19 protein-coding genes, 1 other RNA gene and 2 pseudogenes are annotated in these 21,207 nt (G+C 38.4%); 13 read left to right on the top strand and 9 right to left on the bottom strand.

All coding sequences use genetic code 11. The features are described from left to right. Nucleotides 1–83: 83 nt before the first annotated feature. The 3 genes from menD to G498_RS0108120 form a co-directional block, all read right to left on the bottom strand. Nucleotides 84–1,736 (bottom strand): 2-succinyl-5-enolpyruvyl-6-hydroxy-3-cyclohexene-1-carboxylic-acid synthase, encoded by a 1,653-nt coding sequence (gene menD, locus G498_RS0108130; protein WP_026980726.1) that lies wholly within the window; start codon nt 1,734–1,736, stop codon nt 84–86. Between the two features lie 49 nt (nt 1,737–1,785). Beyond that, nucleotides 1,786–2,286, bottom strand: a complete 501-nt coding sequence (locus G498_RS0108125) for a hypothetical protein (protein WP_026980725.1) — start codon at nt 2,284–2,286, stop codon at nt 1,786–1,788. A gap of 245 nt (nt 2,287–2,531) precedes the next feature. Next, nucleotides 2,532–3,122 (bottom strand): lysoplasmalogenase family protein, encoded by a 591-nt coding sequence (locus G498_RS0108120; RefSeq protein ID WP_026980724.1) that lies wholly within the window; start codon nt 3,120–3,122, stop codon nt 2,532–2,534. 148 nt (nt 3,123–3,270) lie between these two features. On the opposite strand from G498_RS0108120, the gene G498_RS0108115 reads away from it, so the two are divergent. Further along, a complete protein-coding gene (locus G498_RS0108115) occupies nt 3,271–3,768 on the top strand; it encodes a GNAT family N-acetyltransferase (RefSeq protein WP_026980723.1) in 498 nt (165 codons plus the stop codon). 96 nt (nt 3,769–3,864) lie between these two features. Here the strand turns inward: G498_RS0108115 and G498_RS0108110 are convergent, their stop codons facing one another. From G498_RS0108110 to G498_RS0108100, 3 genes are all read right to left on the bottom strand, one after another. After that, nucleotides 3,865–4,452 carry a glutathione peroxidase gene (locus G498_RS0108110; RefSeq protein WP_026980722.1) on the bottom strand — a complete coding sequence of 196 codons (588 nt, stop codon included), beginning with the start codon at nt 4,450–4,452 and terminating at the stop codon, nt 3,865–3,867. Nucleotides 4,453–4,560: 108 nt separating this feature from the next. Next, nucleotides 4,561–7,758 carry a cytochrome c biogenesis protein CcsA gene (gene ccsA, locus G498_RS0108105; RefSeq protein WP_026980721.1) on the bottom strand — a complete coding sequence of 1,066 codons (3,198 nt, stop codon included), beginning with the start codon at nt 7,756–7,758 and terminating at the stop codon, nt 4,561–4,563. A gap of 119 nt (nt 7,759–7,877) precedes the next feature. Then, nucleotides 7,878–9,095, bottom strand: a complete 1,218-nt coding sequence (locus G498_RS0108100) for a porin (protein ID WP_026980720.1) — start codon at nt 9,093–9,095, stop codon at nt 7,878–7,880. Between the two features lie 99 nt (nt 9,096–9,194). Here G498_RS0108100 and prmA point away from each other — a divergent pair, with 99 nt between their 5' ends. Both prmA and G498_RS0108090 read left to right on the top strand, forming a co-directional pair. Next, nucleotides 9,195–10,031, top strand: coding sequence for a 50S ribosomal protein L11 methyltransferase (prmA, locus tag G498_RS0108095; protein ID WP_026980719.1), 837 nt, complete (start codon nt 9,195–9,197; stop codon nt 10,029–10,031). Nucleotides 10,032–10,058: 27 nt separating this feature from the next. Continuing rightward, on the top strand, nt 10,059–10,334 hold the full coding sequence (locus tag G498_RS0108090; RefSeq protein ID WP_026980718.1) for an ATP-dependent Clp protease adaptor ClpS: 276 nt from the start codon (nt 10,059–10,061) through the stop codon (nt 10,332–10,334). 30 nt (nt 10,335–10,364) lie between these two features. Here the strand turns inward: G498_RS0108090 and G498_RS0108085 are convergent, their stop codons facing one another. Further along, nucleotides 10,365–10,787, bottom strand: coding sequence for a DUF6691 family protein (locus G498_RS0108085; RefSeq protein WP_035744657.1), 423 nt, complete (start codon nt 10,785–10,787; stop codon nt 10,365–10,367). Between the two features lie 9 nt (nt 10,788–10,796). Continuing rightward, nucleotides 10,797–11,354, bottom strand: a complete 558-nt coding sequence (locus G498_RS0108080) for a YeeE/YedE family protein (RefSeq protein ID WP_026980716.1) — start codon at nt 11,352–11,354, stop codon at nt 10,797–10,799. Between the two features lie 121 nt (nt 11,355–11,475). On the opposite strand from G498_RS0108080, the gene G498_RS0108075 reads away from it, so the two are divergent. The 7 genes and pseudogenes from G498_RS0108075 to creD all read left to right on the top strand — a co-directional run bounded on the left by G498_RS0108075 (nt 11,476) and on the right by creD (nt 16,732). Next, nucleotides 11,476–11,958, top strand: a complete 483-nt coding sequence (locus G498_RS0108075; RefSeq protein ID WP_026980715.1) for a DUF4199 domain-containing protein — start codon at nt 11,476–11,478, stop codon at nt 11,956–11,958. A gap of 2 nt (nt 11,959–11,960) precedes the next feature. Continuing rightward, nucleotides 11,961–12,428 carry a hypothetical protein gene (locus G498_RS0108070; RefSeq protein WP_026980714.1) on the top strand — a complete coding sequence of 156 codons (468 nt, stop codon included), beginning with the start codon at nt 11,961–11,963 and terminating at the stop codon, nt 12,426–12,428. 89 nt (nt 12,429–12,517) lie between these two features. After that, a complete protein-coding gene (gene kdsA, locus G498_RS0108065; RefSeq protein ID WP_026980713.1) occupies nt 12,518–13,336 on the top strand; it encodes a 3-deoxy-8-phosphooctulonate synthase in 819 nt (272 codons plus the stop codon). Nucleotides 13,337–13,357: 21 nt separating this feature from the next. After that, nucleotides 13,358–14,203, top strand: coding sequence for a hypothetical protein (locus G498_RS0108060; protein WP_026980712.1), 846 nt, complete (start codon nt 13,358–13,360; stop codon nt 14,201–14,203). Between the two features lie 162 nt (nt 14,204–14,365). Next, complete coding sequence (locus G498_RS0108055; RefSeq protein ID WP_026980711.1) at nt 14,366–14,974, top strand: hypothetical protein; 609 nt, start codon at nt 14,366–14,368, stop codon at nt 14,972–14,974. A gap of 1 nt (nt 14,975) precedes the next feature. Then, nucleotides 14,976–15,272, top strand: a complete 297-nt coding sequence (locus G498_RS0108050; RefSeq protein WP_026980710.1) for a winged helix-turn-helix domain-containing protein — start codon at nt 14,976–14,978, stop codon at nt 15,270–15,272. Nucleotides 15,273–15,431: 159 nt separating this feature from the next. Beyond that, a pseudogene (gene creD / locus G498_RS14845) lies at nt 15,432–16,732 on the top strand (cell envelope integrity protein CreD). Nucleotides 16,733–16,801: 69 nt separating this feature from the next. Here the strand turns inward: creD and G498_RS0108040 are convergent. Then, a complete protein-coding gene (locus G498_RS0108040; RefSeq protein WP_026980709.1) occupies nt 16,802–18,004 on the bottom strand; it encodes an NAD(P)-dependent oxidoreductase in 1,203 nt (400 codons plus the stop codon). A 289-nt stretch (nt 18,005–18,293) separates the two neighbouring features. Between G498_RS0108040 and ssrA the strand changes: the two genes are divergently transcribed. From ssrA to G498_RS15960, 3 genes and pseudogenes are all read left to right on the top strand, one after another. Beyond that, nucleotides 18,294–18,691: a transfer-messenger RNA gene (gene ssrA, locus G498_RS15610) on the top strand. Nucleotides 18,692–18,936: 245 nt separating this feature from the next. Further along, nucleotides 18,937–20,187 carry a site-specific integrase gene (locus G498_RS0108035; protein WP_026980708.1) on the top strand — a complete coding sequence of 417 codons (1,251 nt, stop codon included), beginning with the start codon at nt 18,937–18,939 and terminating at the stop codon, nt 20,185–20,187. Between the two features lie 741 nt (nt 20,188–20,928). Then, a pseudogene (locus G498_RS15960) lies at nt 20,929–21,177 on the top strand (ATPase); the annotation flags it as partial. Nucleotides 21,178–21,207: the final 30 nt, after the last annotated feature.

Here is a 21,207-nt window from a genome sequence, read left to right as displayed (position 1 = left end):
TAAATTTATACTGATTCAATCCTTTCAAATATAAGCAATAGAACGGAAAAGAAAGCCATTTTCTTACGGCTGAAAAATTATATTTATGTTAAACTTTTAAAATAGTTTTTCAAAACGGCATCATTTACTTCGGTTGGTGTGAATATTTCGATTATAGAAGGTTTATCAGCCTTCAGGAATGCCGCCATTTCTGTATTTAATTCAGATTCACCATTTACTGCAAAATAATCGAAATTGTACATTTTGGCCAGATGTTCTGCGGTTAACTGATGTGAGGTTTCAAAAAACGTATTAAACACAGGCGTTTCCTGATGTCCCGGTAAAATCCTGAAAATTCCTCCGCCTCTGTTGTTGATTAAAATGATTTTGAAATCTTTCGGGATATAACTGTTCCAAAGCGCGTTACTGTCGTAAAAAAAGCTTACATCGCCCGTAATCATCAGGGTTGGTTTTCCGGAAGCCAATGCCGCTCCTATGGCTGTGGTGGTACTGCCGTCGATGCCGCTGGTACCCCGGTTGCAAAAAACCTCAATGCCCGGATCAATCGAAAACAATTGTGCATAACGAATTGGCGAACTGTTGCTGATTTGCAGTTGGGAATGTTTCGGTAACATCGGCAAAATGGTTCCGAAAACTTTAAAATCGGAATACGAAACCGTTTGCAGGTATTGTGCATGCTTTTCCTTCCGAAGTGCTTTTATGGCGTCAATTTGCTCAAAATAACTGCTTTCATTTTTTACGGAACAGCTCAATAATGCTTTGAAGAACACATTGGGTGTGACCTCAAAATGTTGTGTCAGACAGCCAAATGTATTGTACGCCCGCAATTCGTCTATGTGCCAATGCTCTTGAGGCTGGTATTTTCGTAAGAAGGCTTTGATGCGTTTCGACACAATCATGCCTCCTATCGTAATTAAAATTTCGGGTTGTAATGCTTTGAAATCGTCTTCGGTAAATGGTGTGATAAGCGTATCGATACTGCTGATAAAATTCGGATGATGCACGTTGGACGTCGTTTCCGTCATGACCACTACCGAACCGTCTGTCGCTAATTGACTGATGATTTCCGCGTTGATGGCATTCGGATAATTTACACCGATTAAGATGAGTTTCTTTTTAACAGCATTCCATTTTTCCGCAAAAATATCGAGGTTCGGTAATGCTTTTGCTTCGTTGGACAATTCCACAACGGAAGGGTTTACGGAAAGTTCTGTTACCGTTTCATACAAAGGTTCTTCAAACGGCACATTAATGTGAACCGGACCTTTTTGGGTTATCGCGGTATGGATGGCTTCATTGATTTTCAAATCGTTTGCTTCGGAAGCCTCTTCGTACAGGTTTGCGGTGTAAAGAATATGATTGGCAAATACGTTTTCCTGACGGATGGTTTGCCCGTCGCCGATATCAATTTTAGCTTTCGGCCGGTCTGCGGAAATTATAACTAACGGAATCTGACTGTAAAAGGCTTCGGCAATCGCCGGATAATAATTAAGCAGTGCGGAACCGGAGGTACAGACCAAGGCAACAGGTTTACGCTTCTGCTGGGCTATTCCCAAAGCAAAAAAAGCAGCGCAACGTTCATCGGCTATACTGAAACAATTAAATGCAGGATTGCTGGCAAAACCAATGGTTAACGGCGCATTCCGGGAACCCGGGGAAATTACAATCTCGTGAAGGTCTTTAGCTTTACAGATTTCGATAACACTTTGGGCTAAAGGTATTTTTGGGTAAATCATTTTTCTTATTCGGTAAGAAACAAAGATACAAAGTTGCCCGCAAAATGACTTAACTTTTTTCGCTGTCCTTGAAAATCATAAACTTGTAAAAGGTATAATGCGAAATTCCGTAAAAAACAACAACCATGTGGAGAAAAATGTCCTGCTTGAGATAAAATTTGTTTACGAAAAACAGTCCAATCTGAATGACAAAAAGTAAGGCGCTGAGTAGCAGCCAAAAGCTTTTCTGATCTTCTTTGTAGCAATAATTGGTTACGGCCAAACCGCTCAGAAATGCTGTCAAAAATCCGTTAGCTATCCATACATAATAGCTATTGGCAATACTGTCTCTGATTAAATTGACGAGATACAGATAAATGAAAAAAATCGGCAAAGATGTTAAAAAAATCATATGCCAACGTTTGTCCTGAGTTGCTTTTAAAATAATGACAATTGAGATAAACCGATAGGCAACCGATGCAACCGCACCGTTAAACATACCTGCATCGGTTTTCTGACCAAAGAAAATGTAGGCGGCCTGAAAAATCAGCAAAGCCAGAAAATACAACATATCCTTCTTTACTGAGGAAAAATAATACAAGACCATCAGAATCGGTATTCTTATGAAACCAAAAATTTCTCTTAATGTCTGATATTCACAGTAAATACAAATGTTGTAAAGTACTATAACCGTGAAGTACAATAAGGTTAAATTGAGTACAATTCTATATTTCCCCTGGAAAACCATGCTTAAAGTTATGGCTTTTTTCTGAGATTATTTAGCTTTACATCGCTAAAAATCAATTTTTTACATTTTCAAAACAGTTCATTTTCCTTCAAAATCAAAAACTTATAGAAGGTAAAATGTGAAATTCCGTACGACAGAATAATCATCTGATAAATGCCTTCATTTTTCACATAGAATTTATTAATGAAAAATGCAGCAATCTGAACAATAAACAAAATGGCACTGATTAACAGCCAAGCGCCTTTTTCATCGGAATCATTCAGGTAATAAACAATGGCAACACCTCCGATAAAGGACGTCAGTAAAGCGTTAATAATCCAGATGTAATACGTGTCGCCTAACGAATCTACCACTAATTCAATCACATAGAGATACAATACAAAAAAAGGCAGTATTGCCAAACCGATGGCCGTACGATTCTTAACAGTAACCAACGTAAAAATCAATAAAACAAGGCAAACTTTAAAAAGTACGGATGACAAGGTTCCGAAAAGGAAATAATTCGGATTACCCGTAAAAAAGAAAACGGATGCCAACTGATAAAACAGAAGCCCTGCAAAATAGATAAGCTTCTTTTCCTTCGAACTGATAAAATACAAAACCGCCAAAATCGGGATTCGTGCAAACCAGAAATATTTACTGCTTTCTTCGTTATCCAAAAGTGAAAATAAACTATATAAAACAAGATTTATAAAGTAAAGTATGATTAATATCTTGGAAAAATTCAGTAACTTCATGGTGCCCTTACGACTTGAAATAATTGATATATCATATAAATTTACTAAATTAAATCCATACTTAAACCTTATGTCTGTAATAATCCGACAAGCCACTGCCAAAGACATGATCGCAGTACTCGAAATTGTTAACTACGAAATCCTGAACACTACGGCAATTTGGGATTACGACCTTCGGACATTACCGCAGCAAACCGAGATTTTCAACGAAAAAAACGAAAAAGGCTTTCCCTTTCTTGTGGCAGAAAAAAATGATACCGTTGTAGGATTTGGCACGTATGGCCCGTTTCGGTTCAAGGAAGGTTATAAGTTTACGGTGGAACATTCCGTTTATGTGCATCATGATTATACCGGGAACGGTATTGGTTCGTTACTCCTGAGTGAATTGATTGCCATTGCCAAACTGCAAAAACGTCATACCATGATTGGTGTTATCGATGCGGAAAACATCGGAAGCATTGCGTTTCACGAACGCATGGGCTTTAAACGCGTTGGCCACATTAAAGAAACCGGCTATAAATTTGACCGCTGGCTGGATTCGGTTTTTGTGCAGATTCTTTTGGAGTAAACAGTTGGCAGTGTTCAGTAGACAGTAAAAAAAAACTAAAATTGAAAATCCAATTTTAGTTTTTTTTATGTTGAGTTTTTAACTGCTTTCTGTTCACTACCCCTTTATCCAATCGGTAATTTCCTTATCGTCGGGCAAAATTCTTGGGTTAATTACGTGTTCCAATTCGCCTTTTTCGTTAATCAGATATTTTTGAAAGTTCCATTCCACCTGATTGTCTTCCAGACCATTTTTCGCTTTTTCGGTTAAGAAATGATACAACGGATGCATATCGTCACCTTTAACTGAAATTTTTTCCATCATTGGAAAGGTTACACCGTAGTTTTTAGTGCAAAAGGTTTTGATTTCGGCATTGCTTCCGGGTTCCTGTGCGCCGAAGTTATTCGCCGGAAAGCCAACGATTACAAAGTTTTTGTCTTTATATTCCGAATACACTTTTTGCAATTGTTCGTATTGCGGCGTTAAACCGCATTCGGAAGCCGTATTGACAATCATTACTTTTTTGCCTTTCAAAGTGGCAAAATCAAAATCGTTGCCTTCAATATCTTTTACCTTAAACTGATAAATCGTTCCCGATTTAACGGTTCTTTCTTTCTGTGTTGTTTCCATGTTTTTTTTATTTTGTTTTTGCCCCTGGCAACTTAAAACAAGTAACAAACCAAAAGCTAAAATTATATTTTTCATTCTTATTCTTTTTATAAAATTACTCAATTTGGAAGTTTTAAGCGTACCGATACGTTTAAAATTTTGTTAAACAAAAAACCCACAACCTTGCGATTATGGGTTTCTTTATCATTTTTTGTAATGTTTTCGATATTGAAAATAAGACGCTATTCCCAGAAGTACCACTAAGGCAACCGAAATGTATACGAAATTAGGAGTTACCACTTTATCGCCCTTCGCATAGGAATGCAATCCGGACAAATAGAAATTCACCCCAAAGTAGGTCATCAGAATCGAATAGAAAGCAAAAACACTCATCAAATTGAAAGCCCATTTCCCTCTTAATGCCGGTACAAATCGGGCGTGAATTACAAATGCATACACCATGATACTGATTAACGCCCAGGTTTCCTTCGGATCCCAGCCCCAGTAACGGCCCCAGCTTTCATTAGCCCATTGGCCACCAAGGAAGTTTCCGATAGTTAACATCACTAATCCAACGGTTAAAGCCATTTCGTTAATAATGGTGATTTCGCGGATGTTCAGTTCCATTTTCTTCTTGTTCTTTTCGGTGGTTAACAACATCAGTAACAACGATACGACTCCTAAAATCATCCCCAACGTAAACGGACCGTAACTCGCTACGATTACCGCTACGTGAATCATTAACCAATACGAATTTAAAACCGGCTGCAGGTTCGCAATGGCCGGATCCATCCAGTTCCAGTGAGCAATCATTAAAATCATGGAAGTAACAAAAGTCCCGGCAGCAACTGTCAATGGGGATTTATTAATCAATCTGCTCTTTGTTAGTAAAAATAACCATAAAGGGTTACCAAATCCTAAAGTCAAAGTGAAAAGCATCGTCGCCCATCCCACGTAAATCATCGATTCGTAAGCATCACTCCAAGGCGCGTGACCGGAAATATACCAACGGACAATTAAACCAAGAGTATGCAACATAAACAATAATGTAACAACCCCATTAAGAGCTTTCAGTAAAAATTGAAGCCATTTTTTCTCGCTAAATATGTTCACAATGGCTAAAATCAACATCAAAACGCCTGCATACATATACCACGAGAACAATTTCTTGAAAATATCGTATTTGTTATACAGAATTTCCGAATCGATTTTTTCTTCGCTCGGATAAACTTCTTTACCGTATTTTTTCTGGAATTTGATTAAACCGTCCAGGAATATTTCGGCACTTTTATAATCTTTCTTTTCAGGAACTTCATCCAAAGCCTGCAAATACAACGGAATGGCGTTTTTAGTGAACAGGGAATCCATTCCGGTTAACTTCGCTTCGTTCAGTTCTAAATGCGAAACCCATTTGTTGTTTTTGTCATACGGAATCGGGAAAACCTTCAAAATCTGACCGCTCAAAGCCGAATACAACAGGTTTACTTTCTTATCAGTTTCGATAAAATCTTTCTGAAACTGATTCGGTACGGCCGCTTTATAGGCTTCCTCCAAGTACGGCGACAATTTGTAATTTCCTCTTTCGTCGAAAAATTTCATCAGGGAAACATATTTTGCTCCTTTTTCCGCACCAATTAAGTTGTGGATACTGTCGTTGCCTTTTTTGATGTAAATAATCGGAACATTGTACCAAAGCTGCGGAAACTGTGTCATGGACAAGAACACCTGATCGGAATCCATGCCTTTGTAGGTATCGCTTTTGCTTACTTTTCGCAATAATTCGGAGGAAAACGTATTTACCGGTTTCATCCGTCCGCCCTGATCCTGAACGATTAAACGACCGAACTTATCTGCGTGTTCCTGAGAAACTTTATACCGGAACAGCAACGAATCTATTTGCTCTTCAGTCGGCATTTTCGGCTGATGCGTATCGTGCTGCGCCACCATGCCAAAGCTGAAAAATAATGCAATTACAGTGGTAAGCGTTGCTTTTTTATCTTTTACTTTTTTCAGTTTTCGGGTTAAATCGCCAAATCTTGAGCCTTTTGTAAACAGAATGCCTAACAAACCGATATATAAAAGCGTATAACCGATATAAGTCGTCCAGGTTCCTGCCGAATCGTGGTTTACGGAAAGAATCGTTCCTTTTTCATCCGGATCAAAAGAAGCCTGAAAGAAACGGTATCCTCTGTAATCCAGAATATTATTCATATAAATTCTGGCGTCGAATTTGTTGTTTTGCTCTTTATCGTCGATGGTTACCCTACTTTCAAAAGCGGAATAACTCTTTTCCGTTCCGGGATATTTGGATGCAATAAAGTCGTTCAGTTTTACGGAGAACGGCGTTTCGTATACTTTACTTCCGTACTGAAGTGTATATTCCAAATTTCCTAATTTGAAAGACTGTGGTTCTCCCATTTTACCTTTCGAGCCCACAAGGGTTACTTCTTTTTCTTTGCCTTCATTGCTGACGGTAAGTACTAAAGCATCGTCGGTGTCTTTGTCTTTGAAATCGCCGTTGGATTCCATGACGATTTTTCCTTTCATCGCCGGTTCCGGAAATACGAATTGTGTGCCGCCCATATTGTAAAGCGAACGCAACATTAACGGCTGAATTTTATCTTTCTCGACTGTTCCTTTCAATTGGTCTGCCATGCGCATAAAATCGCCCTCAAACGGCGACTGAATCGTGTAAGCTTCACTTATTTTGGTAATATTCACCGCGCCTTCGGTAAACTTGTTGAAAGCAAAAAGTACGTTGTGAATGTTCTGCACTTCGCCTTCTTTGAGGTAGTGTTCATGGCGGGTTCCTTCGCCCGATTCAACCAATTTTAAATAGAATTCTCCGTTAGCGTCTTCCTTTACCGCTTGTTCCGCACCCATGATAAAATCTTTATAGCGGATTTCAAACGGAATCTCGTCAAACTTTTCGGAAATAGAGAAATCGTTGTTGGTTATTGGAGACAGCAATACCTGTTTTTCAATTGTACGACGTTTCATTTCGCCCTGATACTCACCGTCAACCAATACTGTAAGATAGGTTTTATCAGAAAAAATCTGGTTTGTCGATTCGCCTTCGCGGATAGGCATCATTCCTTCAAAACTGATGTAACGGGTGATAAAAGCACCGCCAATAATCAGAATAAACGACAAATGCAGCAGCAATGAAGCCCATTTTTCTTTGCTTAAAAGATTGTAACGCTTAATATTCCCGATGAAGTTAATCACGAAAAGTACCATGATAACTTCAAACCAGCGGGCATTGTAGATTAAAATTCGGGCAGTATCCGTGTTGTAATCATTTTCGATAAACGTTCCGGCTGCCATAGCAACAGCAAAAACAATAAACAAAACGGCCATTAAACGCGTGGAAAACAGGAAGGAGAATATTTTTTTATCCATGACGGAATCGTATTTTTCAAATTGTTGCGAAGATACTTAAAAACAAACTTTTGTAAGTGCTCTTTAACTAATTTTAAGAAATAAAAAAGCCCGACTGAAATTACAGCCGGGCCTGAGTTTTAAATTCCGAATTCTATCTGGAAACGGATGTACCAGTTGTCTTTTGCGGAACCATCACCAAAACTTAACTGATCGTAAGCAAACTCGGTCTGTACTTTGAATGCGTGTTCCCAGACATATTTGGTAAGTCCGAGCGTGTATTCTCTTGTGTTGGGTGTCAAGGCCTGAATATCTTTATGAACATTCTGAAACGAATACCTCCCGATAATTTCATACATCGACGGAAAAACATAACTCAACTGATAATCCATTCCTTCTCCCGTGTAAACATAGTTTGTCTGGGCAGCGTCAAGCGGATTTACGGTAATCGGATTTTTAGCCATCCGTTTCATGTACGTTACCATTCCGGACCAGCCGTTGTATTTCAGCATAAAATCTCCGAAAAGCGACGACATGGTGCGCTGTTCATACAAATCGCTTCCGGTTTCGCCTTGTGTTCTTCGGGCATGATTGTTTTGATGCGCTGCTCCGGACACTAAAATTTTCGGACTTTCTTCGCGCGCCAAATCGCCTTCGAAATTGGAACCGTTTTTTTTGAATGAACCTAACGGAAACAATTCAATTTTTCCGGTAAACGCTACGCCATTATCAGGGCTTTTGGTCCAGTTTCGGCCTTCTCCGGTGGTAATAGCGGTTTTTAAATTATAGGAAAACCTATCCTTTTCCTCGTGCAGATAATACGCCTGAATACCGAAATCACGGTCAATATTAAATTTGCTGTTGTTGAGGGAGCGGTCTGTAAGCTGCAAAGCGCCGGAAGAATTTACCCGCTGACGGTTTCCGGGAATCTTGGTTTGTCCGAAAGTGAAACTCCAGTTTTTATCCGGTCTGTAAATCACCGCAGCATCCCGAATGATGTTGATATTGTTTCCTTCGTGAATTTCCCCTACATCACCGGGCGCAAACGACAATTGCAGCACATACAAATACTTCGGATTGCCCACATAACCGTCAAAACGCAAACGTAAACGTCGAATCTGACCGTCATAAGCAGCATCTTCCCCTTCATTCTGAATGTAGCCAATACGGTTCTGCATCCGGAAACGGATATTCAACTGAAATAAACTGTCTGCCGAGGTAATACCCAATCCTTTTCCGTAACTGTAATACGGCAATGCGGCCAATTTCAAATCGTTGTCTTTAGTGGACAGCTTTATATCTTGTGCCTGTAAAGCCGTCACAAAACATAAAGACAAATATGTAATTAGTTTTTTCATGTTAAGAAAAAGCAAGTTGGATGTTATTTGAGTGCAAAACTACTGCTATTAATTTCAGTCCATATTAAGGAATTGTTACCTTTGCGGAAATTTTGCGTTATGGAAAACAGCTATATCGGTTATCATTTCACGATTGAACCTAAAGAACCGGGATCCGAAATTCTAATTGCCGAATTGGGCGAAAGAGCTTTTGAAAGCTTCATTGAAACAGAAAACGGAATTTCCGCCTATGTTCAAAAGGCATTATGGAACGAAGATATTCTAAATGACATTTATATCCTAGAGAATGAGGAATTTAAAATTTCATACACCATTGAAGAAATCGCCCAGGTAAACTGGAACGAGGAATGGGAAAAGAATTTCGAACCAATTGATGTAGACGGCATCTGCCACGTAAGAGCGCCTTTTCACGAGAAAACCGATGCAAAATACGACATCGTAATCGAACCGAAAATGAGCTTCGGAACCGGGCACCATGAAACGACCTACATGATGATTCAGCATCTGCTGGAAATGGATGTAACCGATATGAAAACGCTCGACATGGGCTGTGGAACGGCCATTTTAGCCATTTTAGCCGAAATGAAAGGCGCCCAACCCATCGACGCCATTGATATCGACAATTGGTGTTACCTGAATTCGATTGAAAATGCGGAACGCAACAACTGTAAGCACATTTCGGTTTATGAAGGCGACGCTTCCTTGTTAAACCAAGGACAGAAATATGATTTGATTATTGCAAACATCAACCGCAACATTCTGCTGAACGATATGCAAACCTATGTAAACTGCTTAAACAAAGGCGGAATTTTACTGTTAAGCGGATTTTACAACGAAGATATCCCTTATATCGATGCTTCCTGCACCGAAAAAGGGCTAACCTATGTTAAAAAGTTCCAAAAGAACAATTGGGTAGCCTTAAAATACGTAAATTAGCATAAAATTTAACGCAAGTATTTGATTATGAGTGTAAAAGAAAAAATAAAAGAACAGGTTTCCGTAAAGGAATTACTCGCCAGCAACTACGAAATTATTTTGTTCAATGACGATGTGAATACATTCGACCACGTGATTGACACCTTAATTGAAGTTTGCGACCACGATCCCTTACAAGCGGAACAATGTGCCCTTTTGGTACACTACACCGGAAAATGCGGTGTTAAAACCGGTTCATACAAAGAATTGGAGCCGCAGTGTTCGGCTTTACTCGAGGCTGGTTTAAGTGCTGAGATACAATAAAAAAGTCCCGATAATTCGGGACTTTTTTAATTAATGTGGCAGTTTATTTTTAAAAACACCATACAGGTAAGTTCCTAATAATGCACCAATCAGTACAATGACAATTCCGTAGAATCCTGCTCCCAAAAGAATAAAAATCGGTCCGGGACAAGAACCAACCAATCCCCAACCCAATCCGAAAAGGGTTCCTCCGATGATATAACGCAGAAATCCTTTTTCTTTATCGGCAATTTCAATCGGAAGGCCCTTGATGTCTTTCATCTGGTTTCTTTTAATCAGCTGCACTCCGATTACACCGGTTACGACGGCCACGCCAATAATTCCGTACATGTGAAACGACTGAAAATGAAACATTTCGTAAATTCTGTACCAGGAAACCGCTTCGGATTTTGTCAGGACAATACCGAAAACAAATCCAACCAAAAGGAATTTTATCAAGTCTAAAAATCTCATAATCAAGGTTTAAAAAATTAAGGGTAAAAGGAAATGCGCCATAATCAGTCCGCCAATAAAAAATCCGACAACGGCAATTAACGAAGGCTTCTGTAAATTACTCAAACCTGAAATTGCGTGACCGGACGTACAACCTCCGGCATAGCGAGTTCCGAAACCAATCAACAATCCACCGAAAAATAAAATCAGTACCGTTTTGGGTGTTTTAACCGCTTCCCAACTGAATAAAGAATCCGGTCCTAATTTGCCGTTTGGTGCTTCAATATGCATGGCTGCCAACTGCTCAACAGTTTTCGGATTCAGGTGTACCCCGCTTCCGTCGCTTAAAAAATGAACGGCTGCAAATCCGCCTAAAATCGCTCCCAGTACAACAGCTAAATTCCATTTTTGTTCCCGCCAGTCGAATTTGAAAAAATCAACGTTTTTCCCGGCGCCTGCCATGGTACAAAGGGTTCGCAAATTGGACGACATTCCGAACTGTTTTCCGAAAAAAATGAGCGTCAGCATTACTGCTCCTATTAAAAACCCTGAAATATACCAGGGCCATGTTCCGTAAAATGAATACATAGTAAATTAGTTTTCAGCAAAAATAACCATCATCAAAATATTTTCTGTAACAATCATTACTTATTTTTCGTTACATGGGAATATTCTGTTACTTTTGACTGTAATAAATTCATTTCAGAACATGAAAAATTTTGCTATTGAAATCAAATGGGCTATCGCAGCCACTGTGCTTTCTTTACTTTGGATTTTTTTGGAGAAAAGTCTTGGTTTATACGATGCTAACCTAAAGTGGCAGCCGTTATTCAGTATGCTGATTGGTTTTGTGGTAATTCCGTTGTATTATTTGGCAATCCGTGATAAGAAAAAGAACTTTTACAATGGCATAATTACCTGGAAACAAGGTTTTTTTACCGGACTTATCATGACTTTCTTCATTATGATTTCCAGTCCGTTATGCCAATACCTCTCGCATAATTTTATTGCTCCTGATTTTTTTGAAAAGGCTATTACTTACACTGTAAATTCCAAACGAATGACACAAACCGATGCGGAGGCTTATTTTAACCTGAACAGTTACATCACCCAATCGGTGTCCATGATGCTGTCGTTTGGTGTAATAATATCGGGTATTGTTTCTTATCTGCTTAAATCTAAAAACAATTAGTTATGACAAAACGAATTTGCAGTATACTTTTGGTTTTGGTTGTTATGATTTCGTGCACCAGCACCAAATCGACCATTAAAAATATTGATGACACTGCTGTAAAACCAGCAGTTAAAGACAATGCCTTTCAGATAAAACAATACGCTGATGACGATAAATACGGATTCGATCAGGATTACCCGATAAACATTGGGTTTATTATGGAATCCAGCGAAGAAAAGTTCATCGGCTATTTCTTTAAAGGGCTTCAGGGGCCTGAAGGAGAAACCTTAACCTATAAAAAAGTGGAATCCTGCTGCCCTTTCCCTACAAAAAACAATAAGGTTGGTGTGGGAATGCTTTCCATTTATGAAGTGCGCTGGCCTGGTGTAAGAAAACCGCTGATACTTTACTTCAACATTTATGAAAGAGGAAGAATTTTGTGCCCAAAAGGTCTTACCATTAAAAACTACGCAGCAACTAAGCCTTAATTTTAAGAATTTTATAAGAATCGAAACCTTCTAACGTGTTCATTAGAAGGTTTTTTTATTATATCTTTGCACCACATTTAGACACGATTATGAATTTACAGAATATCCCACAAATTAAACATACCGACAGCGGAAACTTCTTCCTGTTAGCTGGTCCTTGTGCTATCGAAGGCGAAGAAATGGCGATGCGAATTGCCGAAAAAACCGTAGCGGTAACCGATAAATTAAAAATTCCTTATGTTTTTAAAGGTTCTTTCAAAAAAGCTAACCGTTCGAGAATTGACAGTTTTACAGGAATTGGTGATGAAAAAGCATTAAGAATCCTTGAAAAAGTTTCCAAAGAATTCGGAGTACCGACTGTAACCGATATTCATACGAACGAAGATGCAGCTATGGCTGCGGAATATGTAGATATGCTTCAGATTCCGGCCTTTTTAGTGCGTCAGACAGATTTGGTGGTAGCGGCAGCCAACACCGGAAAAACCGTAAACCTGAAAAAAGGTCAGTTTATGAGTCCGGAAAGTATGAAACACGCGGTTCAGAAAGTTTTGGACTGCAACAATCAAAATGTGATGGTAACCGATCGCGGAACCATGTTCGGATATCAGGATATGATTGTGGATTTCAGAGGAATCCCGACAATGCAACAGTTTGCCTCAACGGTTTTGGACGTTACGCATTCGCTGCAACAGCCTAATCAGATGGTTGGGGTAACCGGTGGACGTCCCGAAATGATTGAAACTATTGCCAAAGCCGGAATTGCTGTTGGTGTTGACGGTATTTTTATCGAAACCCATTTTGATCCGGCCAATGCCAAAAGTGACGGCGCCAACATGTTACATTTAGATCTTTTCGAAGGCTTAATGAACAAATTAGTAGCCATCAGACAAACCATAAACAACTTTTAATCAATACATTGTAACCTACTAATGAGACATCCGTTTTTAATGGTTGTGCTTCTTTTTAGTGTTTTTTCTCAGCACAGCATGGCGCAGGAAGCCGATGTTACTCCAGAAAAATACACCGCGCATAATAAAGGAAAATTTTACATTTTTTGGGGAGGAAACCGTGAAAGTTATTCCAAATCGGATATCACTTTTAAAGGAGAAGATTATAATTTCACTCTTCACGATGTTGAAGCTCATGATAAGCCAAAAGGTTGGCATGTCGACTACATCAATCCCGCAAGAATGACCATTCCGCAAACAAACCTGCGAATTGGTTATTTCATCACGGACAAATACAATATTTCGATAGGTGTAGATCATATGAAATATGTGATGTATCAGGACAGAGCCGTTGATTACACTGGTTATTATCAAAATCAGGGAACTTACGGAGAAACCTTACCCAACGGACAGGTTTTATTAACCGAGGACTTTCTGACGTTCGAACACACAGACGGTCTAAACTACGTAAACACTGAGTTTTCAAGAGTTGACGACATCTCAAAACTTTTCACAATCGGTAATACCGATAAATTTCAGATTAACCTGACCGAAGGTGTCGGGGCCGGAATATTATACCCTAAAACCAATGCTAAAGTTTTGGGAATGCAGCGTCACGACGATTTTCACATTTCCGGTTATGGCGTTTCGGCTAAGGTTGGCCTGAATTTTACCTTCTTCAAATATTTCTTTCTTCAGACAGAACTGAAGGGCGGTTATATCAATATGAACGATATCCGTACGACTCACAATGCTGCAGACAGAGCCTCACAGGAGTTTTTCTTCCTGCAAAGAGTTATTGCGTTTGGCGGAATCTTCAGAATTTAACCCGATTCCCATAATTATATAAAGGCTTTCAATTTGAGAGCCTTTTTTATGCCTTAATTTTCTCATTCTGGCAAAATACACTTGAAAAAAACTAAAAAAATAGTCTAAAATAATTGCACAGGTTAAAATAAATACATTACTTTGTTTTTCAAAGTACTTTATATGGAAACACAAGACTATTTGCAGGATCTGAAGGAAATTAAAGAGATGATGAGTAAATCGACACAATTCATTTCTTTAAGTGGATTGTCCGGAATACTGGCAGGTATTTATGCGCTTATCGGAGCGGGTATTGCCTATTTCCTAATAGAGAATCATACCGAGTATTACATTACCTTAGAAAGCAGAACCTTCAAACTGATTATTTTAACAGCGGTGTGCGTATTAATCGCCTCGCTAATAACCTCTTACCTGCTGACGGTAAACAAAGCCAAAAAAGTGGGTGAAAAAGTGTGGAATCCTTCCTCAAAACGTTTGTTGGTAAATTTCTTTATCCCTTTAATTACCGGAGGAATTTTCGCGGTTTTATTACTAAAAAACGGGCATTACGGCTTGGTTGCCCCTATCACCTTAATTTTCTACGGATTGGCTTGTGTAAACGCGAGTAAATACACCTTCCGAGATGTACGTTATTTAGGAATTACCGAAATCATTATTGGTTTACTGGCCGTTGAATTTTCCGGTTATGGTTTGTACTTTTGGGTGCTCGGATTTGGGATTTGTCATATTATCTATGGCAGCGTGATGCATTATAAATACGACCGAAAATAACTTGAAAAACATCATCCAAAATATCAACAAAGCTTTTGACAATCGTATCCGTTTGGGTATTATGTCGATATTGATGGTAAACGAATCTGCCGATTTTTCCACATTGAAAGAACTTTTGGGTATCACCGACGGGAATTTAGCCAGCCACGCCAAAGCCCTCGAAGCCGAAAACTACATCAGCGTTGAAAAACAGTTCATCGGCAAAAAGCCAAATACGAGTTACCGTGCCACACCGGAAGGAAAAAAAGCCTTTCAGGAACATATTGAAGCGCTTGAAAAATTAATCAGCAAAAGCTAGCTATTTTTTTATCTTAAAACTTTGAAACACAAAGTACTTTTTAATCATAAATCAAAAACTGAAATCATGGAAAACGAAAATCAAAAAACAGCACAAAACGACCAACCGGTGGCAAACATTGCGGTAAAAACATCCTTTTTACAATCGAATACCGCTAAAATGATTATGGTCGGCTTTCTCACACTGGTTCTTTTAATACCGCTTTCTTTTGTGGAAGAACTCATTTTTGAAAGAGCCCAACGCAAAAAGAAGTGGTCAAGGAAGTCGCGCAACTTTGGGGTGAAGATGTCTTTTTCTATGGTCCTGTTTTAAGAGTTCCGTACAAATCGTATTCCGAAACTTCTGTAATTGATCCCAATACAAAACAAACCATTATCGAACGAAAAGCCACGATTGATTATGCCTATTTCTTTCCTGACCAATTGCGGAATACGTCAAACATTAAAAAGAATACGTCTTTAAAACGCGGTATTTACAACAATGTCGTGTTCACGGCCGATATGAAATTCCACGGAAGTTTCGGCAAACTGAATTTCGAAAAACTGGGCATCAAAGAAGAAGATTTGCTTTGGGATAAAGCGGCTTTGATGGTTAAAACGACAAATCTGAAAAGCATCAAAAGTGATTTGAACATCAAACTGAACAACCAAACGTTCAATTTTGAATCGAAGGCGGAAGACGATACTTTTTACGGCACTCTGGAAACCAACCGATTCGATTACAAAACACTGGCTGTCAACAACAAACTCGCTTTCAACTTTACGATGCAATACAACGGCAGCAACAGTGTCAAATTTATTCCGGTGGGAAAGACAACGCAAATCAACCTGAATTCCGACTGGGAATCGCCAAGTTTTGAAGGCATGTTTGCCGCGAATGACACCACAAAATCCGTTAACGACAAAGGATTTCACGCCGATTGGAAGATCTTGGACATCAACCGTTCGTTTTCACAACAATATGTAAGCAAAGTACCGAATTTAAACAGTTATTCCTTCGGCGTAAAACTGATTGAAACCGTAGACGAATACCAACAGAACGAGCGCGCCGTAAAATATGGTTTTTTAGTCATCGGCCTGACCTTTCTGATTTTCTTTCTGATTCAGTCGGTGAATAAAATCAACATTCACATCTTTCAGTATACGATGTTGGGGCTTGCACTGATTATGTTCTACACGTTGCTGATTTCGATTACCGAACATTCCAGCTTTTCTTTGGCGTATTTAATTGCTTCGGTAGCCGTTATCGCAATGATTGTCCTCTACTCGATTTCCTTCCTGAAAACGAAGAAATTCCCAATGTTTATAGGATTGGCGCTTGGCGGCTTGTATTCCTTCATTTATGTGATTATCCAGCTTGAAAATTATGCGCTTTTGGTCGGCAGCATCGGCTTGTTTATCATCCTTGGTCTGGTGATGTACTTCTCCCGAAAAATTGACTGGAATAACGGCAATGCTTAAAACAAAAAGCCCCGATATTTAATCGGGGCTTATATTTATAGTTTTTTACTTCTCACTATTCACTTCTCACTATTTCCCATCTACATAATCCTGCAGATATTGGAATCTTTCGGTTAGTTTTCCATTCTCGGTGATTTTGGCTCTTGCTAGAATTCCGTCTTTATCGTCATTGAAGAACGCCGGAATAACGTGGGTTAAAAACATTTCGCCGAAACCTTCACTCGCGTCTTTTGGTAATTCGCAAGGCAGATTATCTACCGCCATTACCACAATTGCTCCGGGATGGTTGATATCCACTTCGGTTCCCTGGCTCGGATAATACCCGTACAAAGGTTCCGCAATCGTGGAAGCGCGCAAAGTCGATTCTATCGGACCGTTAACATCACAGGAAATATCGGCAATGACTTTGATTTTATTGTCGGGTGCATTTAACATTTCACGGGTTAAAATAACCGGTGCACCGTTGCCGTAAAAGTGTCCGGCCATAAAAATGTCCGCTACTTTTGTAAATCTTTCAAAATCAGACTCATAATCACCTGGATTTTCATAGAAATCTAATTTTGAAGCGGCTTCACCGTCTTTTCGCCTGTTGTAATCGAGTACATCAATTTGCGTATAAACAGGCTTGTCGAACGTTTTATTTAAAAAATCTTCCGCCGAAACCTGCTTGATTTTCATCGCATCTAAAATCTCTTTCGCTCCCATGCCCACTTTTCCGTGACCGGTTAAAACAATTTTGATAGGCGGTAACATCGGACGGCGCAAACGCTCTACTAAAGCTGCTTTGTCGTGCAAGGTTTCCGCTTTCGGCAAATTGAACAGCTCGTACTTGATTCCGAAAGCTCTGAAACCGTTGTAAGCCCCCACAATCCCGGCATAACGCCCGAATCCGATTAAACGGTGATTGGTATGGTCTACGATGGTTTCGTGATCGTATAATTCAATGTTTTTCTCTAAGCAAGCAACAAGTAATTTTCGGTTATAGGCCTGTTTTTTAATCGTGTGGGAAAAGAAAAAATATTTTTTGTTCGGAATCAACGCCTCAACGGGCACTTCTTTAACGCCAATTAAGACATCGCAATCGGATACGTCTTCTGTAACTTCAAAACCTAAATTGGTATATTCCTCGTCTTTAAAAACACGAATATCAGACGACTCTACCTCAATTCCTGCCTGAGGGTACAGTTCTTTAAGCTTCACCAGTTCCGATGGAGTAAACACCACACGACGGTCCGGCGGATTTTTTCTTTCTTTAATTATTCCAAATTTCATTGTAAGGCAATCTTTGTAAAATTCTAAATGAATGTCTGATTTTTATAACAATTATTTAAATTTTACACTTTAGTTCGGTTTGTTTTTAATAATTTTCGCCCAAATGTAACATTTAAAGCGTAGCGGTGCAATACTTTTTACCCGAAACTCCAACAAAAAAATAATTTTCTGCTGTTAAAATGTGTTTTGAGGTTCCGAACCCCTAAAAAACAACGAAAGACTTTCGGAAGAAAATTAAATACTTTAACTTTGCGGTCTGATTTTTGTACAACACAAATCGTATTTCATCGGGGTCGACTGGTTTTGACAGCGGGTGGAATTGATTAGTAAGCACGTCGAGCCAAGTATGGTAGGCTCGTAAATCTCTGCTATACGACTTTTAAACGGCGAAAATAATTACGCTTTAGCTGCTTAATCTGAATCATAGTAAGATTTGCCTAGTTCCTACCAGGTAGGAAAGCTAGATTCTCCTCAGAAGCCTTGGTTTATGGCGTCTGGTACAGGGGAACCGTAAAAGTAAACCTAGGAACGGTAATGCTTTAAATCCGTTCTGACACTGATAAAGCTAAGCAGAAAGTGGCGGTTTCCGGCCTTGCTTCCTGTCGAAAACCCAAGCGGAAACTAAACGTGTAGAAAGCTCTTTGATTGCCTGTTTGGACGAGAGTTCGATTCTCTCCGACTCCACTAGAACAAAACTATTTAAATGCAAAAGCCTGTAAATCGTATGATTTACGGGCTTTTTTGTTTTTCAGCTATTCAAATTATTCAATAAATCGTAAAAGGATTAACACTAAATCGGTTACCCGAAAAATTAGAAAATAAGGTAACCGAATTTCTTGTAAACCCCAGTAAATACAACCAGTTCAAAGAATGAACATCTTGTATGAAGAAATGATTATAAATAAATTGAATAACAAATAAAGGCTACCAACATGAAAAACAAAATTTCAATTCTCTTTTACGCGAAATCTGTAAAAGAGACAAAAAACGGGTTAATTCCAATTTACTTAAGAATTACCATTGACGGTAAAAGAATCGAATTAAGTACTTCAAAGTTCATCGAGAAATCAAAATGGAACTCGCAATCCGGTAAAATAAAAGGTAATTCTGAAGAAGCCAGAACAATAAACAGTTACCTTGACATCCTCCGGAACAAGGTATATGAAACCGAGAAAAATATGATCAATAATAATATAGACATAAATTCTCAGACATTCAAAAACAAATTCTTGGGTATTGAAGAACGAAGTCATAAGCTTATTATTTTGTTCGAGGAACACAATAAAAGGATGAAAGAATTAATTGGCTTTGAGTATTCAAACAACACCTATAAAAAGTACGAAACATCTTTAAGTCATACGAAAGAGTTTTTACAGTATCAATATAATGTTAGTGATATCCCTTTAAAAAACATCGACCTTGCATTTCTAAATGATTTTGATTTCTACTTAAGAAAAGTCAAAAAATGCAATAATAACTCGACAATCAAATACATTAGAAACTTCGGTAAAATAGTCAAACAGGCTTATACAAATGGATGGATTGAAAAAGACCCATTTGTAAAATATCGTGGAAAAGTAAAAGAAAAAGAACGAGACTTTTTAACAGAACAGGAAATAGAAGATATTATGACAAAATCATTTGTAACTGATCGCCTAACCCTAGTCCGCGACATTTTCATATTCAGCTGCTTTACCGGCCTTGCTTACATCGACGTTAAACAACTTACAAATCATAACTTAACTATCGGAATCGATGGCGACAAATGGTTATTCAAAAACCGTCAAAAAACAGACACAACCTCTAAAATACCATTATTACCAACAGCACAGGCAATCCTGGATAAGTACAAAAATCACCCAACCTGCAAAAACGAAGGCTGTTTATTACCCATATTATCCAATCAGAAAATGAATGCCTATTTAAAAGAAATAGCCGACGTTTGCGGCATTAAAAAAGACCTAACCTTCCACATTGCCCGACATACTTTTGCAACGACTGTAACCCTTTCCAATGGCGTTCCTTTGGAAACGGTTAGTAAGATGCTTGGGCACACAAATTTAAAAACGACACAACATTATGCGAAAATCCTGGATAACAAGATTAGTAATGATATGGCGATTCTAAAACAGAAATTCGCTGTAAGTAACATAAAATCAAGTCAGTCTAAAAAAACAAGTTAACCGTTAAGTCAGTCAATCATTATTTGAAACTAAACAGTTAACGAACCTTCAGCTTATCTTAGAAAGTTGATATTTTTTTTGGTTAGCTGGAACCTTCTTAAAAACATAAAAAAATCGATACAAAAGTGAACATGCTATTGAACAACTACTGTACTAGTAGTGGGACAAGTACTGTACTAGTAGCGGGACAGGTACTGTACTAGTAGTGGGACAGGTACTGTACAAGCTCTAGTACCTTCTATAAACTATATAAACATTATAAACTATATAAAAATTTCAAACATGGGTAAACACACATCCTAAACTCAAAAAAAAAAAAAAAAAAAATGAAACATTTTTCAGAAATTAAAACCTAATCAAACCAAAAAAAAGTTGCGCGAAAAAAAAGGTAAAGCATTCCAATCTCAAAACCCGATACAATGAAAAAACAATCTGAGCATGCCGAAAAAAAACTCGATTCAAATTCAAAATTATGCACTAAAACTGCCTATTAATTGATTTCTTAACAGAAGCAAAATAAAGACAAATAAAACAACTTAATATCTTCGGCGGTATACTTTGTTATTAACACTACAATATTGTCAGAAAATAGCTGTAAATACCTAATTTAGCCGTTTTAATAACACAAACACAACCGCGAAATAAAAATCTGAGACAAAAGCGAAGTCAAGTTTATTAATCAAGGCTTAGAAATCATGCTTAATTACATTGTAAATCTTAAGCAAAAAGCTGTATGTCAAATCCGGTTATTGCTTCGACGATTTAGGAGCCGAACAACAAATCAAACATTTCGGGAACAATTGAAATGTAATGGCGGAAATTCTTATTAGTCGTTATGAACAATTTATTGAAAACAAAACAGTCACCCACATCACCACAAAATTGTCAGCTTCAGAACTGGAAAACTGTTACGGAAATCGTGTTCGCTCAAGACTGAGACAAATATTTAACCTCATCGCTTTTGATAGCGAAACAAAAGATAAAAGATGATTAATAAAACCATATCGCATATCGCGATAT

The organism is Flavobacterium suncheonense GH29-5 = DSM 17707, assembly GCF_000430025.1.
Lineage (GTDB): Bacteria > Bacteroidota > Bacteroidia > Flavobacteriales > Flavobacteriaceae > Flavobacterium > Flavobacterium suncheonense.
The sequence above is the reverse complement of the archived record's forward strand: the minus strand, read 5'-3'. Positions and strand labels throughout refer to the sequence as shown.